The sequence below is a fragment of the Mucilaginibacter celer genome (genome assembly GCF_003576455.2).
Classification (GTDB): domain Bacteria; phylum Bacteroidota; class Bacteroidia; order Sphingobacteriales; family Sphingobacteriaceae; genus Mucilaginibacter; species Mucilaginibacter celer.
Genome location: NZ_CP032869.1, coordinates 4,737,822 through 4,759,490, shown reverse-complemented (window position 1 = coordinate 4,759,490; position 21,669 = coordinate 4,737,822). Strand labels below are relative to the sequence as shown.

Annotated in this window: 18 protein-coding genes; 4 read left to right on the top strand and 14 right to left on the bottom strand. The window is 44.7% G+C overall.

The window, feature by feature from the left end; genetic code table 11:
• Nucleotides 1-451: 451 nt before the first annotated feature.
• From HYN43_RS19475 to HYN43_RS19450, 5 genes are all read right to left on the bottom strand, one after another.
• Nucleotides 452-682: a hypothetical protein gene (locus HYN43_RS19475; protein WP_119410929.1), complete on the bottom strand. Its 231-nt coding sequence runs from the start codon at nucleotides 680-682 to the stop codon at nucleotides 452-454.
• Between the two features lie 794 nt (nucleotides 683-1,476).
• On the bottom strand, nucleotides 1,477-3,045 hold the full coding sequence (locus HYN43_RS19465; RefSeq protein ID WP_119410927.1) for a hypothetical protein: 1,569 nt from the start codon (nucleotides 3,043-3,045) through the stop codon (nucleotides 1,477-1,479).
• Entirely contained in the window at nucleotides 3,042-4,895 is a 1,854-nt protein-coding gene (locus tag HYN43_RS19460) for a glycosyltransferase family 2 protein (RefSeq protein WP_119410926.1), read from the bottom strand. The genes HYN43_RS19465 and HYN43_RS19460 overlap by 4 nt, the downstream gene beginning before the upstream one ends.
• Before the next feature lie 97 nt (nucleotides 4,896-4,992).
• Nucleotides 4,993-7,080, bottom strand: a complete 2,088-nt coding sequence (locus HYN43_RS19455; protein WP_119410925.1) for a cellulose biosynthesis cyclic di-GMP-binding regulatory protein BcsB — start codon at nucleotides 7,078-7,080, stop codon at nucleotides 4,993-4,995.
• Between the two features lie 13 nt (nucleotides 7,081-7,093).
• A complete protein-coding gene (locus HYN43_RS19450; protein WP_119410924.1) occupies nucleotides 7,094-8,440 on the bottom strand; it encodes a sensor histidine kinase in 1,347 nt (448 codons plus the stop codon).
• A 136-nt stretch (nucleotides 8,441-8,576) separates the two neighbouring features.
• Here HYN43_RS19450 and HYN43_RS19445 point away from each other — a divergent pair, with 136 nt between their 5' ends.
• Both HYN43_RS19445 and HYN43_RS19440 read left to right on the top strand, forming a co-directional pair.
• Entirely contained in the window at nucleotides 8,577-9,629 is a 1,053-nt protein-coding gene (locus HYN43_RS19445) for a glycoside hydrolase family 5 protein (RefSeq protein ID WP_162996550.1), read from the top strand.
• Nucleotides 9,630-9,688: 59 nt separating this feature from the next.
• Nucleotides 9,689-10,669: an acyl-ACP desaturase gene (locus HYN43_RS19440; RefSeq protein ID WP_119410922.1), complete on the top strand. Its 981-nt coding sequence runs from the start codon at nucleotides 9,689-9,691 to the stop codon at nucleotides 10,667-10,669.
• A 115-nt stretch (nucleotides 10,670-10,784) separates the two neighbouring features.
• On the opposite strand, the gene HYN43_RS19435 is transcribed toward HYN43_RS19440, so the two are convergent.
• A complete protein-coding gene (locus tag HYN43_RS19435) occupies nucleotides 10,785-12,392 on the bottom strand; it encodes a mechanosensitive ion channel family protein (RefSeq protein ID WP_119410921.1) in 1,608 nt (535 codons plus the stop codon).
• A gap of 502 nt (nucleotides 12,393-12,894) precedes the next feature.
• Nucleotides 12,895-13,221, bottom strand: coding sequence for a hypothetical protein (locus HYN43_RS19430; protein WP_119410920.1), 327 nt, complete (start codon nucleotides 13,219-13,221; stop codon nucleotides 12,895-12,897).
• 61 nt (nucleotides 13,222-13,282) lie between these two features.
• On the opposite strand from HYN43_RS19430, the gene HYN43_RS19425 reads away from it, so the two are divergent.
• Both HYN43_RS19425 and HYN43_RS19420 read left to right on the top strand, forming a co-directional pair.
• Nucleotides 13,283-13,699: a hypothetical protein gene (locus HYN43_RS19425; RefSeq protein WP_162996549.1), complete on the top strand. Its 417-nt coding sequence runs from the start codon at nucleotides 13,283-13,285 to the stop codon at nucleotides 13,697-13,699.
• A 212-nt stretch (nucleotides 13,700-13,911) separates the two neighbouring features.
• Nucleotides 13,912-14,931, top strand: coding sequence for an aldo/keto reductase (locus HYN43_RS19420; RefSeq protein WP_119410918.1), 1,020 nt, complete (start codon nucleotides 13,912-13,914; stop codon nucleotides 14,929-14,931).
• 124 nt (nucleotides 14,932-15,055) lie between these two features.
• On the opposite strand, the gene HYN43_RS19415 is transcribed toward HYN43_RS19420, so the two are convergent.
• From HYN43_RS19415 to HYN43_RS19385, 7 genes are all read right to left on the bottom strand, one after another.
• A complete protein-coding gene (locus HYN43_RS19415) occupies nucleotides 15,056-15,814 on the bottom strand; it encodes a DUF4846 domain-containing protein (protein WP_119410917.1) in 759 nt (252 codons plus the stop codon).
• Nucleotides 15,811-16,536 (bottom strand): M23 family metallopeptidase, encoded by a 726-nt coding sequence (locus HYN43_RS19410; RefSeq protein WP_119410916.1) that lies wholly within the window; start codon nucleotides 16,534-16,536, stop codon nucleotides 15,811-15,813. The genes HYN43_RS19415 and HYN43_RS19410 overlap by 4 nt, the downstream gene beginning before the upstream one ends.
• Nucleotides 16,537-16,691: 155 nt before the next feature.
• On the bottom strand, nucleotides 16,692-17,258 hold the full coding sequence (locus tag HYN43_RS19405) for a pentapeptide repeat-containing protein (RefSeq protein ID WP_119410915.1): 567 nt from the start codon (nucleotides 17,256-17,258) through the stop codon (nucleotides 16,692-16,694).
• A 14-nt stretch (nucleotides 17,259-17,272) separates the two neighbouring features.
• Entirely contained in the window at nucleotides 17,273-17,581 is a 309-nt protein-coding gene (locus tag HYN43_RS19400; protein ID WP_119410914.1) for a hypothetical protein, read from the bottom strand.
• A 457-nt stretch (nucleotides 17,582-18,038) separates the two neighbouring features.
• A complete protein-coding gene (locus HYN43_RS19395) occupies nucleotides 18,039-18,992 on the bottom strand; it encodes an acetyl-CoA carboxylase carboxyltransferase subunit alpha (RefSeq protein WP_119410913.1) in 954 nt (317 codons plus the stop codon).
• Nucleotides 18,993-19,043: 51 nt separating this feature from the next.
• On the bottom strand, nucleotides 19,044-19,547 hold the full coding sequence (locus HYN43_RS19390; RefSeq protein WP_119410912.1) for a hypothetical protein: 504 nt from the start codon (nucleotides 19,545-19,547) through the stop codon (nucleotides 19,044-19,046).
• Between the two features lie 235 nt (nucleotides 19,548-19,782).
• On the bottom strand, nucleotides 19,783-21,540 hold the full coding sequence (locus HYN43_RS19385) for a discoidin domain-containing protein (protein WP_119410911.1): 1,758 nt from the start codon (nucleotides 21,538-21,540) through the stop codon (nucleotides 19,783-19,785).
• Nucleotides 21,541-21,669 lie beyond the last annotated feature (129 nt).

The following is a 21,669-nucleotide window of genomic DNA, read 5'->3' as shown; positions in this document are numbered from 1 at the left end:
ACCACAAGCCAGGAGGCTTGCGGTAGCGAAAAAACGCACCGCTGCCGCAAGCCTCGGCTTGTGGCCCGCATGCAAGGCTAACAGATAAGCAAAACCGATCGCCTATCCCTCGCACACCCCCCCTGCCACCGCACACACCACCACGCGCCCTCTCAAGAGGGCAATTTTTAAACCTGTCCGCACCTACCCTTCCCCTTACCGGACGGACACCTACCCTCATCCCTCCAACCTTTCAACATTGACCTCCCGCTTCAACTCCTCGCACACATCAAGCAGCCCCTGTATAAACGCTTCTTCATCTGCCCCATCGTTAAGGGTAATGCAAGGGCTATGAACAAACCGTTACTAACTTGTTGGTGATAGCTTAGCGGGCTTTTGGTGCGTTGGGTGGCTATCAGCGCTTCGGTGGTGTGGTTTTACAGTACGGTGGTAAAGCTTACCCGTGCCTGGTTTAACAGGGTTGCTGCCTGCGGAGCTCCACATATACCTGTGCCGTTTTGGGCGAGTATTGTAAGGGCAACTCCTCCATGCATAAAATATCCATCAGGTTAATGTGCTTATGACCGGCTATGCTGTTATAAAACTCCCAAAGGGGCACGGTATCTAAAATTAATATTACGGTGCCGCCAAGGTTGTAAAATTCGGCAAGGTCGGCACGGCGTTTTTCAACCTGTAGTTGCATGGTGTGGTACGAGCCGCCTTCGTGGCATTTGGTATCTTTAATTTCGCTTACAATATCGTGAGCACTTGCAATAATATAATCGTAATGGGGCAGGTAATCGTTTTGATAAAAGCTAATTGGGTGGGCTTGCTTATAAAAATAAATGTGACCAATGGCGGCAATGTTGTTTTAGTTCATGGAAAAATAAGATTAAGATTTGCTTGTAAAAATACTAATATTTTTAGTAATTTAACTATGGTCACCAATTTCTAAAGAAAAGAAAGTTGTCCGCTGATGTCTGTAAGTGGCAAGGCCCGGTAGCGGACGGACGGTTTTTTTAGTGGCAGTAGCAGTTGTAGTCGCAGTATTTCGGCCCCCGCGTACAGGCCACGTTAGGGATTGCAGCGTAAAACCCACAGCCCGCGCAGGCCTTCGCGCGCAATGGCCGGGGCGAGGATTTGCAGCGTAAAGCCCGGGCCGCAGGCAACGCCATTGTTGATTTCGGAATTGAGATGTTCGATTTCGGATTTATTTGTCTGAACTCGAATTTATAGAATTAAAGAATTAACGGAATGCTTTGCAAATTGCAAAAATTCAAATAATTCCCCCAAATTCGGGTTCAGACAATTTTTGATTACACCGATCTTGACCGTTGAAGAGATAATTTACGTTGATTCCACTGGTGCCCGGCGGATTTGCGTCCGTGCGATTGCTTCGTTACTCGCAATGACTTGGGGGCAGGGTAACTGCCACTGCCACTGCTACTGCCACTAACACCTGCCACTGCCGCTGCCACTAAAAACTGCCAACTGAAACTACTGCGTATTCACCACCCTATACAAAATCCACCCGTCGGTTTCGTACACCCGCTTATAGTTCACCCCGCTGTTTAACCGGCGAATTTCGGGGATGTATTTATCGTTGAGCTGCGTGTAGCCGGTGAAGGGGTTTTTGGGGGTGGCTATCAGGATATAGTCGTCGTAGCGGTAGGGGGTTTCTACGGCACTTAAAAACTGGTCGAGCTGGTAGGGGAGGGTTAGCTGCCTTACGTTGTTGGTGAAGGCGGCAATGGGGTAGGCCACGGCATCGTCCATTAGTACATGCTCTTCGGCAGGCAGGCTGTTAATGTAGGCGGCAATTTCCTGGCTCTCGCCCTGGTCAATGTTGGGTTTACGCTGGGTTAGCGTGGTGATAAAGCGACGCTCATCGGTTATTAACGAGCCCGAGAGGAAAATGTAGCCGGTGTACAGTTGCAGCAATATTATTAGGCTCAGCGCTATTTTAAGTGCCTTTTGGTTGCGGATGGTGTGGGCCTTAAACATAAGGCACAGCAGGGCGGCAAACAAAAATATGAGGTAGTACTGGTAGGTAAGGAAAAGCTTATCGTACTTAATGTGCAAAAACTCAACAAAGCCAAACAGGGTTAAAATGGTGAGTACCTGGTAGGTGCTTTCGCGCAGCAGGTACAGGCCAAACAGTATCAGCGGACAAAAATAGATCACCCTTAATGATACCAGGATGCTTAACTCGGGCAGTTGGTAGTTTACGGCGGTTACGGTGGTATCGTAATTGAGCTTATCAACCAGCACCGTCCAGGTAGCCAGGGGGCTTTCGATAAAGTAATTAAGATCGGAGGCGTGGGTTTGGTTTAACAGCTTATAGCAAATAAGCGATGCCACGGGCAGTATAAACAGTATTATGTAAATGGCAAAGGTTTTGTTGATGAGCTTGCGCCTTAACGATGGGCTGTTAAAACTCATAAACAGGCGGAAGATGGATTCTTTTTCGCCCAGGTTTAAGCTGGCCAGTGTAATGGATAGTACCAGTGGGATAAAGAACAGCGTGAGCCAGATAAAGCGGTAATCGCAAAAAATAAGCGTTACCAAACAAATACTGGCGATGGATACGTGGAAGGTGGTGTTTGAGCGGTAAAACTTAAGCAGGTTAAGGAAAAACAAAAACACAAAGGTAATTACCAGATAAATGGCCTTGCCCGAGCAGGCCATGTATATAATGCCCGGATGCAGTAAAAACAGCAGGGCTACGATAACAATATAAAAATCATCCTTAATGCGCTTGCTAAACGAGCGGGCTACCAAAAAAAACAGGGCTGCCGTACCCAATGCCGAGGCTATTACCGGGGCCAGGTAGCTGTTAATGCTGGAGAATACAAAGGTGGAGTAAAAGGGCAGCAGGGGCGCGGTGAGGCCCATTACCTTAAGGCGGTTGCCAATGCCCTCGAAAACTATTTTTGTTTTTTCGATATAAAAAAGGCTTTCGGGGTTGTAATAGCCCAGGTGGTTAAGGTAAATGCCTAATATAAGGTACCAGGTTGCCAGTACCAGCGTAAATATAAACAGGTATGTGGTTTTGGTAATTTTCATTTAACAACGTTGGTTGGGTTATTAACCTTACTTAGGCCGTGGTTGGTTTTTTCCCAGTAAAACGGATTGGTGATTAACTGGTAGAGGCCCATATAAGCCGCCGTTGAGTGCATCAACCAGTAAATGGGGTTGGCAATGGCAAACAAAATGAGTTCGAAAAAGCGGCGTTTAAACACGGCCATCATGTTTACATAAATCATGAGGATATTACCCACCATGAGGTTGAAGATGGACATAAAGAGCACCCAATCGGGAAACAGGCTGCGGATGGTTGAAAAATCGAATATCAAATAGCAGATAAATATGGCCAGCAGCAGCGGGTACACCAGGAATGTTGCCGAGGTGGCGCCGATAAAAAAGTTAAAGCCCAGGAAACCTTTCCAGCCAATTTTACGGATGAGGGCCACCGGGTTGCGCATGTGCACCAGGTAGGTTTGCATGTAGCCCTTAATCCAGCGCGAGCGCTGGCGAATCCAGTTCCAGAAGTGGTTGTTGGCTTCTTCGTAAGTGGTGGAGTTTACAATGGCCACCTTGTAGCCTTTGGCGTAGGCGCGTACGCCAAGGTCGGCATCTTCGGTTACGTTAAACGGGTCCCAGGCACCAAGTTCAACCAGGGCATCCATTTTAAAGTGGTTACTGGTGCCGCCAAGGGGGATGGGGATATCCAGCGTATCCAAACCGGGCAGCATATAATCAAACCAGTACGAATACTCGAGGGTAAACATACGGGTAAGGAAGTTTTCGTTACGGTTAAAGTAGTTTAGCGCGCTTTGGATGCAGATATAGTTTGCAGGCAGTTTGCCAAACAGGGCCACCACTTTTTTAAGCTGATCGGTATCGGGGATATCTTCGGCATCGTAAATGGTGAGATATTTACCCCTCGAAAAATGCAAACCGTAGTTACAGGCTTTAGGCTTGGTTTTAGGCATGTGGAAAGGCACCACAATTACCTCGAACACGGCCGGGAAATCGAGGTTTTTAACGGCACCGAGGGTTTTGGCGTCGTCTTCCTCAATAAGCAGTTTTATATCCAGTTGCTGGCGTGGATAATCGAGGCTTTGCAGGTTCCAGATGAGTTTTTTGATCAGCTTATCTTCTTTATAAACCGGCAGCAGGATGGTGTAAACGGGCAGCTCCTCGTTCTTTACATTACGTAAATCCTCTTTGGTAACTGCCTGGTGCAGCTCAAACCGCGAACCTACCAGCGCCAAAAATAGCTTAAACACAATGGCTACCAAAAAAAACAGACTGATAACTACGTTTAAGCCAATGGAGGTGTTTTTAAAATTGACAAACAAACCGATGGTGATTAAACCTATCAGCACAAAAATAAATACCAGCTGCGGGGTGGTAAAAGTGGTAGAGGCCGAGCTTTTGGGGTCGCGCTTAAGCAGTTCAAAAACCGAGGCTTTAACATATTTTTCGCCGGTAAGCTTGTGGCTTAGCCAGGTAACTTCCAAATCGGAGGCTACGATAACCCGGGGCTCCATATCAAAGGTAAAGCGAACAAAATCAAGAAAGAGTTCGTTGCTGGGGTCGGCCACTACGGTTACCACGCGGTTGTTTTCGATGCGGAGGGGCAGGCCGAGCTGATCGTTGGCAAACTTGAGATCGACCTTGGCCAGTACTTCCTTATCAAAAGCTTCTTCCCTGATCTCGGCAAAGCTATAGCCTGCGTTAATCATAGAGCGTTCGAAGTTTTTGCGCGAGATATAGCCGAAGTTAAGGGCTATTTTGAGGTATGACATACCCGATTTTTCGGAAAAAGCGTTGATCTTTTCCTGGTCGGCCGGCGAGATGAACCCATCGGCAACCAACATTTCGGGAATTGAAATACTCAGTGTATCCATATAAAGGTTTTGAAAGAAGATTATAACCGGCCGGCCATATAAGTTAGCGGGCCGGTTATAATACTGATGTATGATGATGCCTTATTGCAGAGCAATATCAATCGTTAAACAACTCCTGCGATTTTTGCACTTTCGATCGTACGTACAGGAACGATAGCAGGATCAGGATAAGGATGCCCAGCAAAATGTACAGGTTATAGCTGTCCCAGAAACGGGTTAAGCCGCTTTTGGTATCGATATACTCCAGGTTTTCGGATGATTTGTTGATGTTGAACAGGTATTTATTGGAGTTAACATCCGAGATACACACGTTGCTGGATAGGGTTGAAAGCTGCTCGGTAATGGAGCGCGATGCCGCCAGGAAGGCTTCGGCAATGTGGCTGCCGGTAGCGGTAAGCACCAGCGTGGCGTTATTGCTTCGCCCGTAAAAGATCTGCGCCAGGCCGTTTGATACCGTATCCGAGAGGGCGTAAACCACCTTGTTATTATCGGTATTATACAGGCGGAAATCTTTATTGAATTTGATAGGCGCATCGGCAAATTCATCAAGCAGCTTATCATCTTTTGCCAGCAGGGCAATAATGTTGTATTGCTTTAAATCGTTCGGTTTAATATCCTTCGAGTAAACAAACTCGGGGAAGTTGTTGGCGTTGATGTTGTTGTTAAGCTCGTAAATAATTTCGCCCATGGCACCGGCAGCGTATTTGGCATATTGCTCGCTCACCACAATGCGGGTAGTGCCGCTGTTAAATGCTTCGGGATACTGGTAAAAGCTTAAGTCGGAGGTGATGAAAGGGTTTTTTGATTCCAGGTATGATTTATCAACGTCAACCTCGGCAAAAAAGTTGGTAAAACTGTTTTTACAGTTACCGGTGATAGGATAAAACCTAAATTCGGCCTCCAGCGTGTTATACTTATGATGCTGGTAACGGTTAATGGTGATAGCACTGTTCAGCTTACCCGACTGATCGAGCTTTTCGCTGCTGATTAGTAAACCGTTCAGGTAGATGTTAAAAAAGCCGCGGTCGCCGGGCTGCAGTGCGCTGTAGTTGGCAATAAAGCGGATCTCCACCTCTTTAGGGGTAAAGCTAAAATCGCTGTTTTTAAAGCTGTAAGCACTTTTTAAACTACCAATGCCTGATAAAAAGTCGCTCACGCCGCCAATTTGTTTAAGCGATAGTTTGGAGCGGTTTTCGTCGATGGTTTTAAAGAAGGTGTTTTGCGCTTTGTTAATGAGCAGGTAATCGCCGTAGGTTGAGTTAAGCACGTTCATATTGCCCAGGGCAGTGATGGCCTGATTATAGCCGTTATCGCCGCCGCCGGTAATAAACAGCACCTCTTTAGGGGCCTGCTCAGATGTTACGGTTTTAACCGGTACCAGGGCACCTTTAACCTCAATCATGTGGGTAATGCTATCGGTAATGGTACTTACCGATTTGTGCAGGTAAAACAAACCCTGGTTGTTTTGCGGGGTAACTTTTATCAAATCGCGCTGATCGGCAGGGAGGGCATTAATTTCGCCTACGCGGATGTAGTTGCGCACGCTATCGGGCAGTTTACTTTCTTCGTAAACGGCAATATCACGTGTTTGGGTTTTCTTTAATCTTGAATAAGCCCATGCAACGGCCTTTAAATCGTTCAGGGTAGGGTTTGATGGGTAAACGATAGCTTTTTTCGAGTCGAAGCAGTTGCTGATGTTTACGTTATCAAAAAAGTTTTTATTGCTTTTAACCAATGACAGGTATGAGTAGTTTTTAACCTTTAACCACATGGCCGGGTTATCCAGGTCCTTACACTGATCGCCGGAGATGGTAAGCAGGGTTTTGATCTGGATTTTTAAAAACTTATCGGGGCTCAAATCGGCACGGCTCAGGTTAAGGGTGATCTTCTGGATCGAATCTTTGCTCAGCACGGTACTGAAAGCCGGCTTGTTATTAATTACCAGGTTAATGTAACTCTGGTTTTTTAACAGCGCCTGCGATGGCTCGAAGTATAAAACCAGCTTACTACCATTCATTTCGGTTAAAGGAGTGATCTTGAAATAAAATGAAGTGGCCCCGCTCATGCCGTATATCACATCATCTTCGTGGCCATAGGCTTTAAAGGATGCAATGGTATTGCCCTGGGCCCATGAAGCCGTGCTGAATAGTAGGATAAAGGCTAATAAGGTAAAAAACTTATTCATCGATTTATAAATGTTAATTTATTACGTAAAATTCTACTCTGAAATAATTACCGTTGTCGTCGCTGCGGTAGGTAAGCTCGCCGCCCATTTCCTGCGTCATCAGTTTGGCTATTGATAAGCCCAAACCTAAGCGGCTTTCGGTAACGCCGTGGGTATCGTTAAGGGTTTTGAGTTTGTTAAACATCATATCCAGTTCCTGCTGGCCAATGGCGATGCCTTCGTCAATAATTTCAAAAACAAATTTCTGGCGCTGCAGGCTGGTAATTACCTTAATGCTGTTATTGGTTTGCGAAAATTTAATAGCGTTTGATAACAGGTTTTGAAATACCTGGCCTGTAAATACTTTATCCAACCGTACGTTTAGCGGCAGCTTCAGTACATTATCAACAAGGTGGATGTTTTTCATCTGGGCTGTTTCGTACAGGCCTTTAAAAACGTGCATCACCTCAACGTTGATATCGAAGATCTCCATATTAAACTTCATCTCCGGCGATTCGATCTCCTTCACATCCATCAGCTTGTTAAGCATATACTGCATCTTATCGGCCGATTCGGAAATGTAGCCCACAAACTCCTTCTGATCGGTGCTAAGGCGAAACTCCTCTTCTTTGATCATATTATTACTCATCACTATCGAGCCGATGAGGTTTTTTAAATCGTGACCGGCAATATTGATAAAGCTGTTTTTCTGGCTGTCCAACTTACGCAGTTGTTCGTACTGCATATCAATCAGGTTGTTTTTTTCGTTGATATCCCTGTTTTGCTGTTTCAACTGCTCGTTCGATTTTTCGATCAGGATCTGTGAGCGTACCTCGCGCAAAATCACCTTGTATCTGGCACCCGGTATTAAGCATGATACCGCCGCGATGATAAAAAACACCTGCCCGCCGTTGCTCAGCACCAAATCGAGGTTGTATTCGCTTAGCTGGTTAAAAAATATGGCCAGCAGCAAAAGCGCAATCATGGTTTGAATGATTGAGTTTAGCGGCTCCCAAAAAACCTGCAGGTTAAAAAACAAAATAATAGTGGCAAACAACAAAAAGTAAACCGTTAAAAACTGAATGTTAACCAAATTGCAAAGCACTGCCGCCGTGGTTGACAAAAAGAAAAAGCTGATATGCAGCAATATGCGGTAACTGAATTTTTTATGCTGAAAATAACTGAAAAGCCCGTAGATAACTAAAATGGTAATGATACGGATAATAAAAAACTGCAGCCAGTAGTTATTGGCATAGATGTAATCAACAATACTAAACAGGGGGTACAGGAATATAATTGTCCAGATTATATTATTGGTTTGGTACCACGCTTTTTTTGAGGTCTCTCTAATTAATTCTTCGTTAGTAATTTGAACAAACATTATTCGTTATCTTGAATTGTAATTAAAAATTAAGGCCGTTGTGTTGATTAAATCAGTTAAAATATTGGTTAACAAAAATATTCGTTTTACGATAGTTAAAATAAGTTTGTTGTTAATATTCCTAATAGCAATAAACTTGTTTGCAAAAAGCAGTCCAATTACCCAAAAGGCCCGGGCGCTGGCTTTTGCGCGTGCCAAAAGTTTAAATAACGGCATCAGTATTTCATGGCTGGAGCAAACCTGGGATGAAAACAACCTTGCCCAAAATGCCCCAGCCAAAGCCGATTTTTTACTGCTTAAAAAGCTTGGCTTTAAAAGCATCAGGCTGCCCGTTGCTTTTACTTCCTTCAGCTCAAAAATCACCACGGCGCAATTATTTACCTATATAGATAAAGTAGTTAAACAATGCGACATATACGGATTTAAGTTGGTTATAGATTACCATTACGGCCAGTTAAGCGATAATAATTATCTCACCGAAACACCTAAAATAATTGATTTGTGGCTAAAATTAACCAAAAGGTATAATAACACAAGTTATAACAACTTATTTTTTGAGGTATATAACGAACCGCCCCATATTAACCCCAAAGTGTGGAAGGACGCCGCATATAATATTGTAACCGCCATACGTAAAATTGATAAGCAGCGCACGCTTATTGTAGGTGCCTCAAACTATAACAGCATCTACGAGCTGAGCCGCTTTGAAAGGCTGGCCGACGAAAATATCATTTACACCTTTCACTTTTACGAACCCTTTTTTTTTACCCACCAGGGTGCCGATTGGGTGGGCGACCAGGTGGCTACCACCGGGGTATCATTTCCTTATAGTGCGGAAAATTTTCCTACACTTAACCCAAAAGCAAAAAACACCCCCGGCGAAAGCAACTACCGTATGTATCCGCGCGATGGTAACGAACAATCAATAAATGATAAGCTGCAAATAGTGAAAAACTGGGCGCTTAAATACGATGTACCCATTATTTGCGGCGAGTACGGGGTATATAACAAGTATGCCGACCAAGACAGCCGCTGCCGCTACATTAAAGCAGTTAGGAAAGCTTTAAAACGGTTGGAAATCCCGGGCATGCTTTGGGATTATAACAGCAGTTTTTCATTATTTACCGGTAAACCTGCTGTGGAAACGCTGCCATCGTGTATGGTTGACGCAATTGCCGACAGGCCCTGAAATTGGTAAACATTATTGTTGCAAATAATGTTACCTTTGCGGATTAACATACCTGATTTATGGAATTTTTTGTAGAAAAGCGCAGAGAAGTAATGGTGCACATTGAGAAGTTCATGTTAGAAAAGATCAATGAGTATTTAAAGCCCATTGATACCATCTGGCAGCCTTCTGATTTTTTGCCTGATTCTTCAAGAGATTCATTTTTTAGCGAGATCAAAGAACTACAGGAAAGCGCCGCAGGCTTATCTTATGATTTGATTGCCGTATTAATTGGCGATACCATTACCGAGGAGGCGCTGCCTACCTACGAATCATGGTTAACCATGGTGCAAGGGGTATCAGATAACGAAGAAGGCGGCTGGATGCGCTGGACCCGCCACTGGACCGGTGAAGAAAACCGCCACGGCGATTTGCTTAATAAATACCTTTATCTGTCGGGCCGGGTTAATATGCGTATGATGGAGATCTCAACGCAGTACCTTATTGCCGATGGTTTTGATATCGGTACCGGGCACGATCCTTACCGTAACTTTATTTATACCTCCTTCCAGGAGCTGGCCACCAACGTATCGCACCGCCGCGTGGCATCGCAGGCTAAAAAATATGGCGATACGCTGCTCTCAAAAATGTGCGGCGTAATTGCATCAGACGAAGCCCGCCACGCCAAAGCTTACAAATACTTTATCGAAAAAATATTTGAGGTTGACCCAAGCGAAGCCATGATAGCCTTTGAGGATATGATGCGCAAAAAGATTGTAATGCCTGCTCACTTTTTAAGGGAAGTTGGTTTAAAAGTTGGCCAAACCTTTGGTCACTTTACCGATGCAGCCCAGCGTTTAGGTATTTATACCGCTATTGATTATGTTGATATCCTGAAAGAACTACTTGAAGACTGGCACATAGAAAGCGTAACCGACCTGAACGAAGCCGGCGAAAAAGCCCGCGATTACGTAATGAACCTGCCTGCCCGTTTACTGCGTGTTGCCGAGCGTATGAAAAACCCCATGCTGGAATATAAGTTTACCTGGATTAACGGGTAGCTTTTTAAGCTGAAAGCAGAATATTTTAAGCTGAAAGCAAAAGGCTGAAAGCTCAAAGCTGGCATATTGCGTTTATGTTTGGCTTTAGGCTTTCAGCCTTCTGCTTTTCGCTTCCTTAATCCTTTTCAATCTTAAACCCCGGTTTACTATATCCTTCTGCAACATAATTATCCGGTATCTGAATGTGGTTGCCATCGCGCACAGCCGTAAAATGCGGCGACATGATCTCCACACCGGCCTCATTAAATTTATCCTGGATGTTTTGGTACAGCTGCGAGTAGATCACAGCCATTCTGCCGGGCTGATCGGTATAAGCGTTTATCTGGTAGCTTACATTAAAATCATTCAGCGCGGTTTGCAGTACGAAGGGTTTGGGTTCGGTTAAAATACCTTCGGTGGCTTCGGCGGCGCTGATTAACAAATTGTGTATGGTTTGCCATGGCGCATCATAACCAATGGTAACACTGGTATTCAATATCAGGCCCAGCGTTTTTGCCGATGAACTGTAGTTAACAGTAGCCCCGTTCAAAATATTAGCATTGGGTACGGTGATGTCTTCGTTTTTTATGGTACGTACACGGGTTACCAGCAGGTTTTTCTCCATCACATCGCCCACAATTTCGCCAACTTTAATACGGTCGCCTATTTTAAAGGGCCGCATGTAGGTTAGTACAATGCCTGATACCATGTTGGATATGGCCGAGGAAGAACCCAATGAGAACAGTACACCAATAAATACCGTAACGCCCTGAAAAACTTTTGATTGTGAGCCGGGAAGGTAAGGAAATATCACCACAAACATAAAAGCATACATCAGCACGCGGATAATGTTATACGTTGGGATAGTCCACTCCGGGTAAAAACCCTTAAGGGTGATGGCGCCGTTCTCAATTTCTCGGGCTACAAACTTTACCAGTTTTACCACATAACGTGTTACAAAATAAATAACGGTTATAGTAAGCAAATTAGGTATAAAATGCACCACGGCCAGCAGGATATCCTTCAGCGGATCGACCACAAACCCTATCAACTGTACGGCGAAAGGTTTTGACGACGGGAAAATGTAAAAAAGTAATGGCAGCGCCAAATAAATCAACAGCAGGATGATTATTAGCCTTACCAGCTTTACCAGATTATTAATAAAAGGAAGCAGCCGGTGGGCGTACCCAACAGGAGCGCCCTTAGCTGCCAGTTTTTCCATCCGGCTTTCCCAGGCTTTGATGGTTTTTAGCCTTATAAATCTGAATGCTTTGTTAACGCCCCATATCAGCAGCGCTACCAAAATAATCACAGCAATTGCTTCGAGTATATTGGTTACAATCTGTTTAACACTGTTGTTTTCAAACACATTACCTAATTTGCGTTTCAATACCGATAGATAATTGGCCGCGAGTTGGGGCCGGGTGAGTTCGGAAAACGAGGCATCCTTATCATTGATAGCCATAACGATCTCGTTGTTGTACGAGATAACAGATATCGTACTGTCATTAACAAGATTTAACGAATCGGGCTTAAAGTCAAGTCGGTTAATAAGCGCCTGCAGGCGTGCTGTAACCACCCCGGCGCGCTCGCGGGTATTGAACATGCCTTGCGGGGCATAAAATTTAAACAGGGTATCGCTGTTAATAATAACCGGTTCACCTTTAATGCCGGCAGGTAATTGTGCCTTTAAGGTAGATGCAGAAAATATAAACAGGAAAAGCAAATAGTATATTTTAGGCATAGGATGGGGTTTTATGATAAAGCTAAAGATATTTCTTTAAAAATAAGTTTTATATGGTGGGTGGATTTAAGCGCGCAAAGGTTTTGTGCATTGTTTTAGAGTTGAAGAATTGGGCACGCAAAGTCGCGAAGGCGCAAAGGTTTTTGAGGGTTGTTTGAGAGTTGAAGAATTAAGCGCGCAAAGTAGCAAAGGCGCAATGATTTTTGTGAATTGTTTGAGAGCTGAAAGCTTTAAGTAAACAAATAATTAATCTCTGTTCTCCAATCACTAATCTCTTGAAATTGAGCACGCAGAGGCGCAAAGCCGCAAAGATTTTTTGTGAATTGTTTTATAGTTTAAGAATTAAGCGCGCAAAGTAGCAAAGGCGCAAAGATTTTTGTGCATTGTTTTATAGTTGAAGGCTTTAAGGACATAGAGAACTAATCTCTATTCTCCAATCACTAATCTCTTGAAATTAAGTTCAAAAAAGCTTTCGGCTTTATGCTTTAAGCTTTCAGCTTTTTCACCCCTCCTGCACCAGGTCAGTCCCCAAATTACCGGCAATATCACTAAACAAATCATTCAGGATAGATTCGATGGTAAGAGAATTTACATCATCAACATAATGTTCATTACGGGTTATCCACAGTTCAGCACCATTAATGGCAATGCTGAACAAAGCACCCTCATAAATTTCCGGTTGCGAAATCTCGATGGCATCATCATTAAGTTCAATCCTGAAATTAAGATCAGTTTGGCGTTGCTCATGAAATATGGGGTTCAGTTTTTCCTTTAATAACAGGTATAGCCGGCTCAGATCGGTAGGGATATGCAGGGTGATGATTTTCATAATTTGGTATATTAGCAGTGTATTAATAAGTACAAAGCAAAAGGAAGGATTGTTTGGGCAGATGGCCTTATCAGTAATAATGAAAGCGGGTTACAAAAAAAGTATTTTACTATTGGTATTATTTGGATGGGTATGCTGCGCCTGTGCCCAAAACCTGGCCCATCGCGACAGCGTGATAAAAGTGGCCCGTACCGATGCCAAAAGCTTCAGGCTGGATAACGCCGCCTGGAAAAAATATCGACACAAACTACCCTACACTTCCGATTATTTTAAGCCCACTGCCGCGGCAGTAAAAGATACCGCCTTGCTTCACGATTCGGTGTATGTAGATACCTACCGGCAGGAAGCTTTTAAAACCAACAAACACCGCCGCACAGCCGGGCATTATGTGCTGATAGGCGGCGAAATTGTGGTAGGTGTAGCCGCGGCTTTTATTACCGCCGTAATAATTTTTATAGCACCTAAAATGGGCGGATAAGAGGAGGTTGGAATGTGTTTTCTTAAAAGCTGTTTTAAAAATGAGCGAATAAAAGTGCTGTATCCCCCACGTCAATTGCGAGGTACGAAGCAATCCCATACTGTACAGGACGGATTTGCTAAGCCTCTCTGCCTGTTGGGGATTGCTTCGTTCCTCGCAATGACGGCTTATATATATTAATTAAAGCACACAACATCACCATAAATAAACATATGAACTACAAACTATTAGGCCGCTCGGGCCTTAAAGTATCCGAACTGTGCCTTGGCGCTATGGGCTTTGGTACCGAGGCAGGCTGGGGAGCCGATAAGGAAGGCAGCTTTGCCATTATGGATGCCTTTGCCAACGCCGGCGGCAATTTTATTGATACCGCCAACGTATACAAACTGGGCACCAGCGAAAAAATAATAGGCGAATACCTCGGCAATCATGATCGCGATTATTTTGTGCTGGCCACCAAATACACCCTGAAGGATAACATCACCAACCCCAATGCATCGGGCAATAACCGCAAAAACATGATGCGCAGCGTTGAAGAAAGCCTCAAACGCCTCAAAACCGATTTTATTGATGTGCTGTACCTGCACATCTGGGATAATATAACCCCCATTGATGAGGTGCTGCGCGGGCTCGACGATTTGATTAAACAAGGCAAAGTAACCTACGCCGCCATTAGCGATACCCCTGCCTGGGTAGTATCAAAAGGCAATACTCTTGCCGAGCTGATGGGCTGGAGCCAGTTTATTGCCCTACAGGTAGAGTACAGCCTGCTGGCCCGCACCGCCGAGCGCGAACTGCTGCCCATGGCCAAACACTACGGCATGACGGTTACGCCATGGGCCCCCCTGGCAGGCGGCGCACTCACCGGCAAATACCTGCGCGGCGAACAAGGCCGTGTAAAACCCGAAAGCAACCGCCGAAACGACCGTGCCATCAAAATAACCGAAGCCGTAGTTGAAATAGCCGCCGAGCTGGGCGTATCCGAAAGCCACGTTGCCCTGCAATGGATGATGGACCGCGACCTGAGCTGCATCCCCATAGTAGGGGCCACCAAGCTGGAGCAGCTAAACGATAACCTTAAAGCCACAGATACCAAACTAAGTCCCGAACATATCCAAAAATTAAACCAGGTAAGCGCTATCGAGTTGGGCTTCCCAGGAGATTTTTTTAATGAGGATGCTGTGAAACTGAACAGTTTTGGCGGGTTTTATGATAGGGTGGAGAAAAGGTAACTTCAATTACTCTCAGCCACGTCATTGCGAGGCACGAAGCAATCGCGAACTATACAGGGCCTCTCTGTAAGTCGGGGATTGCTTCGTGCCTCGCAATGACGTAGGGGGGATAAAAAGACTAAAACTAAAACCGCTTCAAATAATCCTTACTAATCAATTCGCCATAAAGTATCCCGCTATGCTTATCCATAGCAAACCAGGGCGAAAGGTATTTTAACACCTGGATATTTTGCGCCGGCATAAAGCTCTGGGCCAGTAAAAACTGCTGTTGATGGGCGGCGTTCTCCACCACATCAAGCACAATAAAACAATGTCCCGGCGATCCTCCGTGGATAAACACATCGCCAGCCTTAACCTCGGCAGGGTTGGTAACTGTTTTTAATTCTTTTTGTAAGGACAGGGTACCGGCATAGCAAAACACCAGGTTCATGTAATTTAAAAACGTTGGATACGAATAGTCGGGTTTGGTTTTTAACACCCAATGATCGTTTTTATAGCGGTAACCTTTGGCGTAATGCTCATAATCACATTTGAAACCGCTGGTAAAGTTGAAGCTTATTTCATTGTATTTTTTCTGTTGATAAAGATATTCACCACGCAGGCGCATTACGGCATCGGCACATTGTTGCAGGTCCTGGTTGCCTACGCTCATGTCAATAACGGCAGCGGTGTACACATCCGTTCTGGCAATATCGCCTTTATAGGTTTTGGTGGATGTACCTGCCGGTTTAAGCGGTAAGGCTTGTAACCAGGCACCAAAACTGCCCGGAGGCGGTGCTATGCGGTGATAACCTGCCGGTACTGCAAAACGTTTCAAAATATTATCGGGTGCAGGGGCGGCAATATGGAAAAACAATAGCAGGCAGGTGATCAGGGCTTTCATAAGGTTTTGGCTTTAAGTAATTGTTGATAAGGATTAAAAGGAACAGGAACGCCGTCCACCAGTTTAAACTCGGAGAAATGCAGGTGGGTTGGTGAACGTTTTTTGTAGGCGTTATAACCGGTACGACCAACTTCGGCAATTTTCTGGCCTTGTTTTACGTGATCGCCGGGCTTTACAAAAATATGGTTGTTGTGAGCGTAATAGGTGAAAACTTTACTTGCCGGGTGATAGATCCAGATAAATTTTCCGCCACGCATATCACTGGTAGGTTCCCATTTATTGGTGCAGGAAATCACCCAGCCTTCATCTACTGCAATTACGTCAACAGTTTTTTGGGTGCGGTCGTCAATACAATCCTGGTTTCGATCGGTTATAAAAATATCGTGAGCGGGATGGGCACCGTGTTTGTTGCCATCTAAAAATCTGTAGCCTTTATCAAAATAGCCGTTGCCATGGATACCGCCTATGGCGCTGCTTTTATAGCCTTTTAAAGGGAATACCCATTGTCCTTTGTTCGTAACCACTTCGCTGCGTACTATCTCTTTCGAATTGATATAGCTCATTATTTCCTCAAACTGTTTTTTTGCTTCGGCTTTTTTTATCCCGCCATTTAAAACGCTGTTGTTGAAATTGTTGAATTTGGTAAATATGGAAGTATCTGATTGCGCTAAAGCAACGGTTGAAATCAGGAGAAAAGAAAAAAGCAGGATTGTTTTTTGCATAAGGTTTGTATTGGTAAAAGGTATGAAGCCACCGTCATTGCGAGGCACGAAGCAATCGCGAACTTTACAGGAACTTGCCTACGTACGATTGCTTCGTGCCTCGCAATGACGCTTAGGTATTGTACTTTGATATTAACTAATTACCAGCCAAAATATTATCCCACACGGATATCATATTTAGTAAGTAGTCCAGGCAAACCATGTAACGAAAACTTAGCCTTTTTAATCACATTATCATCCGGGTTGATGATAAAGTTGTACGATGAGCTTAAATCGGCATTTTTTAACACCGTACGGCTAAAAAAAGCGTTTTTAAGGTTGCAATTGTTGAATTTACAATCGCTCAGGTCGGCCTCGGTAAAATCGGTTTCCATCATGGAGCAATCGGTAAATACGGCCTTTTTGTTTTTCTTTTTGTAAAAAACGGCATTATCCAGAATACAATCCTCAAAATGCACCTCAAACAAAAAATCATCGGCTTTACCAAAGTTTACACCGCTTAGCTTACAATGTTTAAAGCGGATGTTTTGCAGTCCGGTGCTGCTTACATCGGCCAGTAGCAGGTTGCAGGTATCAAACAGGCAATCAACAAAAGTAAAGCCGTAAAGATGGGCATTGGCAAGGTCGCAATTGATGAATTTACAGTTTTCATAATTGCCGGGGCTAAGCTCGCGGGCGTTGAGTTTGGTGAAAATTTGATCTTCGTAGTAGGCTGATGGCATGCGGCAAATCTAACTCAAAAAAACACTTTATAAATGAGGAAAAGTAGCGTTACCGACTGAAAAACATAGCAAAACAGGTTGTAGCGTTTAAAGGCTTCGGCGCTTTTTATAGCCCGGCCGGCAAGGTAAAGAAACAGGGTAAGAAACAGGGCAATGATGATATAATCGCTTACGGCGTTCATTATCCAGATACTTACACCAGGCGTAATCCTGAAATGATTGCAGGTATAAAGTGCCAGGCAGGCAATCCAGTAAAACCAAAAGGAGTTGGCATCTATGGTAACCATGCGGGTAGTGGGCAGCGGGGTATTTTCCTTTGTCATGATAAGATAGTTTGAGGTTTTATAAAGATAAGGAATAGATAAGTTGTTAGGTGGGATGTGGAAAGAAGGTGGACAAGTTTTTTGAGTCCCTCCCAGGGGAATAGCCGTCAATTTAAGATATCAAGCTTTTAAACTCCCCTCTTTAGAGGAGGCGCGATGGGAAAGAGCGAGAGCAGGCGTGTGTTATACGAGCGATGACCTCGCGCAGAATAACACACCCCTCCACCCCTCTCAAGAGGGGAATCGCACAATTCCACCGCTTTTTGCTTAAGTTGACGGCTATGCTCCCATGAGAGGGAATCGCACAAGCCCCCGCTTTTTTTTTAGCGTATAAACAAAAAAGAGCCCTGTTGTCCGAAGATGTAGGGGGAGGGAAACGGACGGACACAACCTCAATCAAACAAAAAAGAGCCACCCTTGCAGGCAGCTCTTTCAATATCTGAATCAAAAAAACGGGTTATTCATTAACTACACCCATCGAGCAGAATTTGTCGATACGTTCGGCAACCAGTTCGTCGATGTTTTTTTCTCCAAGGGTTTTCAAATCTTTTAGCAATTGCTTTTTCAGGATGCCTGCCATAGCAACCGGATCCTGGTGGGCACCGCCAAGTGGTTCTTTAATTACCCCGTCAATCAGTTTGTTTTTCAACATTTCTGTCGAGGTTAGTTTCAATACCTCGGCAGCGCGCTCTTTATTTTCCCAGGTTTTCCAAAGGATGGTTGAGCAGTTTTCGGGCGAAATTACCGAATACCATGAGTTATCCAGCATCATCACCTTATCGCCAATACCAATACCCAATGCACCGCCCGATGCACCTTCGCCAATAATTACGCAGATAACCGGCACTTTCAATACGGCCATCTCCAGCAGGTTGCGGGCAATGGCTTCACCCTGACCGCGCTCTTCAGCTTCCAGGCCAGGATATGCTCCCGGAGTATCAATCAGGGTGACAATAGGCTTGTTGAATTTCTCGGCCATTTTCATCAGCCTTAAAGCTTTGCGGTAACCCTCGGGGTTAGCCATACCGAAGTTGCGGTATTGGCGCTCTTTGGTGTTACGGCCTTTCTGGTGACCGATAAACATTACCGTCTGACCATTCAAAGTACCGAAACCGCCAATAATAGCTTTATCATCGCCCACGGTACGGTCGCCATGCAGTTCAATAAAATCATCGCACATCAGCTCGATGTACTGCAAAGTATAAGGCCTTTCGGGGTGACGTGATATCTGAACTTTTTGCCAACCGGTAAGGTTGTTGTATATATCTTTTTTGGCTTCTTCCAGCTTACCTTCAAGTTCGGCAACGGTGGCCGACATGTCGAGTTTATTTTTTTCCTCAACCTGTTTTACCTTTTCAATCTGCTGCTGTAACTCAGCCAGTGGCTTTTCAAAATCGAATGTGATCTTCATACATTTTATTTGGAGGCGCTAAATTAAGCAAATCTAACGGTATATTGTCAATTAATGGTTTAACAGTGTTTCCAGTTTGCTCACCTGCCCCGGCGCAAGCAGGTTTCCGGTGCTTACACAAGCCTGCAAAATGGCATTTCTAAGCTCGCCATAGTACAATCCCGAGCGGTTGGCATAAAAAATAATGCTGCCGTTGTCGGTACCTTTTTTTAGCAGTTTATCTAAAGTGGTTTCGTTGGTAACAATAAAATTGCCCATTTCAACGCGTTTGCGGTGCAGTTCGGTAGCCAGGGCGGCGAGTTTGGTAACCTGGTTAGGGCTAAGTGAAAGCTCTTTTTTAAATTTCAAAGCATCGCCCGGCATGGGGTAGTGGTTAAGCAGGGCTACCTGGTTTATATCATCAAATAAATACTCGCCGGTAATTAATAAGGTATACTGTTTATCGGTGAGTGTTTTTAGGGGCGATTTTTTCAGGGTGCTGTCGGCTGGTTGCTGAGCTTTGGCAGGGGTGAATAAAAACAGGGTTATGATGAGGGTGGATAGTGGTTTTAGCATGGGTGGAGATAGGCTTATTTTTTGAGTTCTATATTTATAGGAGGTTGTTTAAAAATATATAAAAGCCGTCATTGCGAGGCACGAAGCAATCGCACGGAAGCAAATCCGCCCTTTATAGTCCGCGATTGCTTCGTGCAATGACGCTCGGAGATATAGTGATCTTTAAACAACTTCTAAAAATATTAACGTTTTTCATTGCGCCTTAGCGCTTTGCCAGAAAAATTTAACTTGCTTATCAGTCCACCTTTACAACCTTAGTCCTCGCCGAGATCCCATTCTCATTAAAAGCCTCTATCTGAAAATAGTATGGCAAACTTTTATCCATCCCATTAAAATAGTACTCGTTACGGCCATACACCATTATGCTGCTGTACAACTTATCGGGCGCTATGCCGAAGTAAATGGTGTAGCCGGTAGCATTATCATTAGGTTTCCATTTAAGCCAGGAGTTACGGCGCTCGCTATCGCCGCGCAGCACAATCAGGTTTTGAACTGTATCCGGCCTTGCACCACCACCTTTACCAAACACCCTTAAACCCGATAAGGCGAATTTGCCGGTAGGCATATGTAGGTTTACCATTTTTATATAGCGTGCTTTAGCGGGAGTTTTCAACTCAACATAATCATGCGGAACATCTTTACGGTTGTTGCTTTTGTCGATCAATGGCTTCCATGTTTTACCGTTAAGCGATGAGTAAACGATGTACTGATGGTAAACACCTAACGATTTCCCCATAAACGTGGCATCCTGATCGGCATAGTTTATTTGAATGGCATTGATGGTACTCACTTCGCCCAGATCGGTTTTTAGCCACTCGCCTTTATTGGCGGTTTTGGCGCTCCAGAAGGTTTTGATATCTTCATCTACGGCGTTATTGCCCGCGTATGCGCCGAGGGTTGATGAAACTTCTACCGGTTTGTTGTAGTTAAGCAGCATCCAGCCGGTGAAATTGCTTTTCAGGTGATCTTCCGGTCCGTTAGAGAGGTAGTGCGGGTAATCGCCGTAAGCGGTATTGCTGTACAGCACGCCATCCTTATCAAAACCTGCCGGCCAAAAGCCTATGCGGCGCTCAAAATTGTTTTTTACGGAGATGCCCATGGTGCTGATGTGCCAGTAGTTGCCATATTTATCGGCCCAGGTTGCCCCATGCCCGGCACCTTTGGCAAAGCCGCCCGGTTTGTACGAGAATGGGTTGTGTTTTTGATAGGTGAACGGCCCCAGCGGTTTATCTCCTACAAAAACGCCATCGCCGTAACCGCTTTGCTCGGTACCCGGCGCGCCGAATTGCAGATAGTATTTACCTTTATACTTGTTCATCCACGAACCTTCGATAAATGGCAGCAGGAAAACATTATCATTATGCTCACCGAAACGTTCCCAGCCATGCTCTTCGGGGTTAAGTTTTACCATTTCTTTTTTGGGGCCGATGGGCTCGAAGGTGTGGCGGTCAATTTCCTGGCCGTACAATGGTAAGGTATTGCTTGAACCATGATAGATGTAAACCCGGCCGTCATCATCGGCAAACATGCCGGGGTCCCATGCGCCTACTTTAAAATAATCTTTGGCAGCTTTCCAATCATCGTGCGTGGGGTTGGTGCTCATCCACAGGGTAAAATCTTTATTATAGGTAGAGCCGATCACCAGCAGGGTATCGCCCAAAACCAACGTAGCTGGCGCGCAAAGTTCATCGCCCTTAACTTCATTGTACGGACGGACAAATTTGCGGTACACAAAGTTCCAGTTCAGCATATCGTCGCTCCACCAGTAGCCGAACTGATTGGTAGAGAAAAGGTAGTACTTGCCTTTAAACAAAGTCATGGTTGGGTCGGCCGTGGCGCGGTGCTTTCCCCAGCTTGCAAAGGTCTCGAAAGGTGTATAACCATAATCAAGGTTGAGTGGGTTACAATAGGTGAGGCGCTTGGTTTGCGCCATGGTGTTAAACAAACTACAGAAAAATATCAGTACCAACAGGTAGCGGAGGGTTGTTTTCATAACAGGTTATAAACGGTTATACAGGTAATACAACAGGGTGCTAATATCAGTTTTTAAGCTGCAATAAAAAGGGTGTGTACTACTACATCTGTTTCACAAACAAAATAATTTATTATTGTGTGTTAAAAA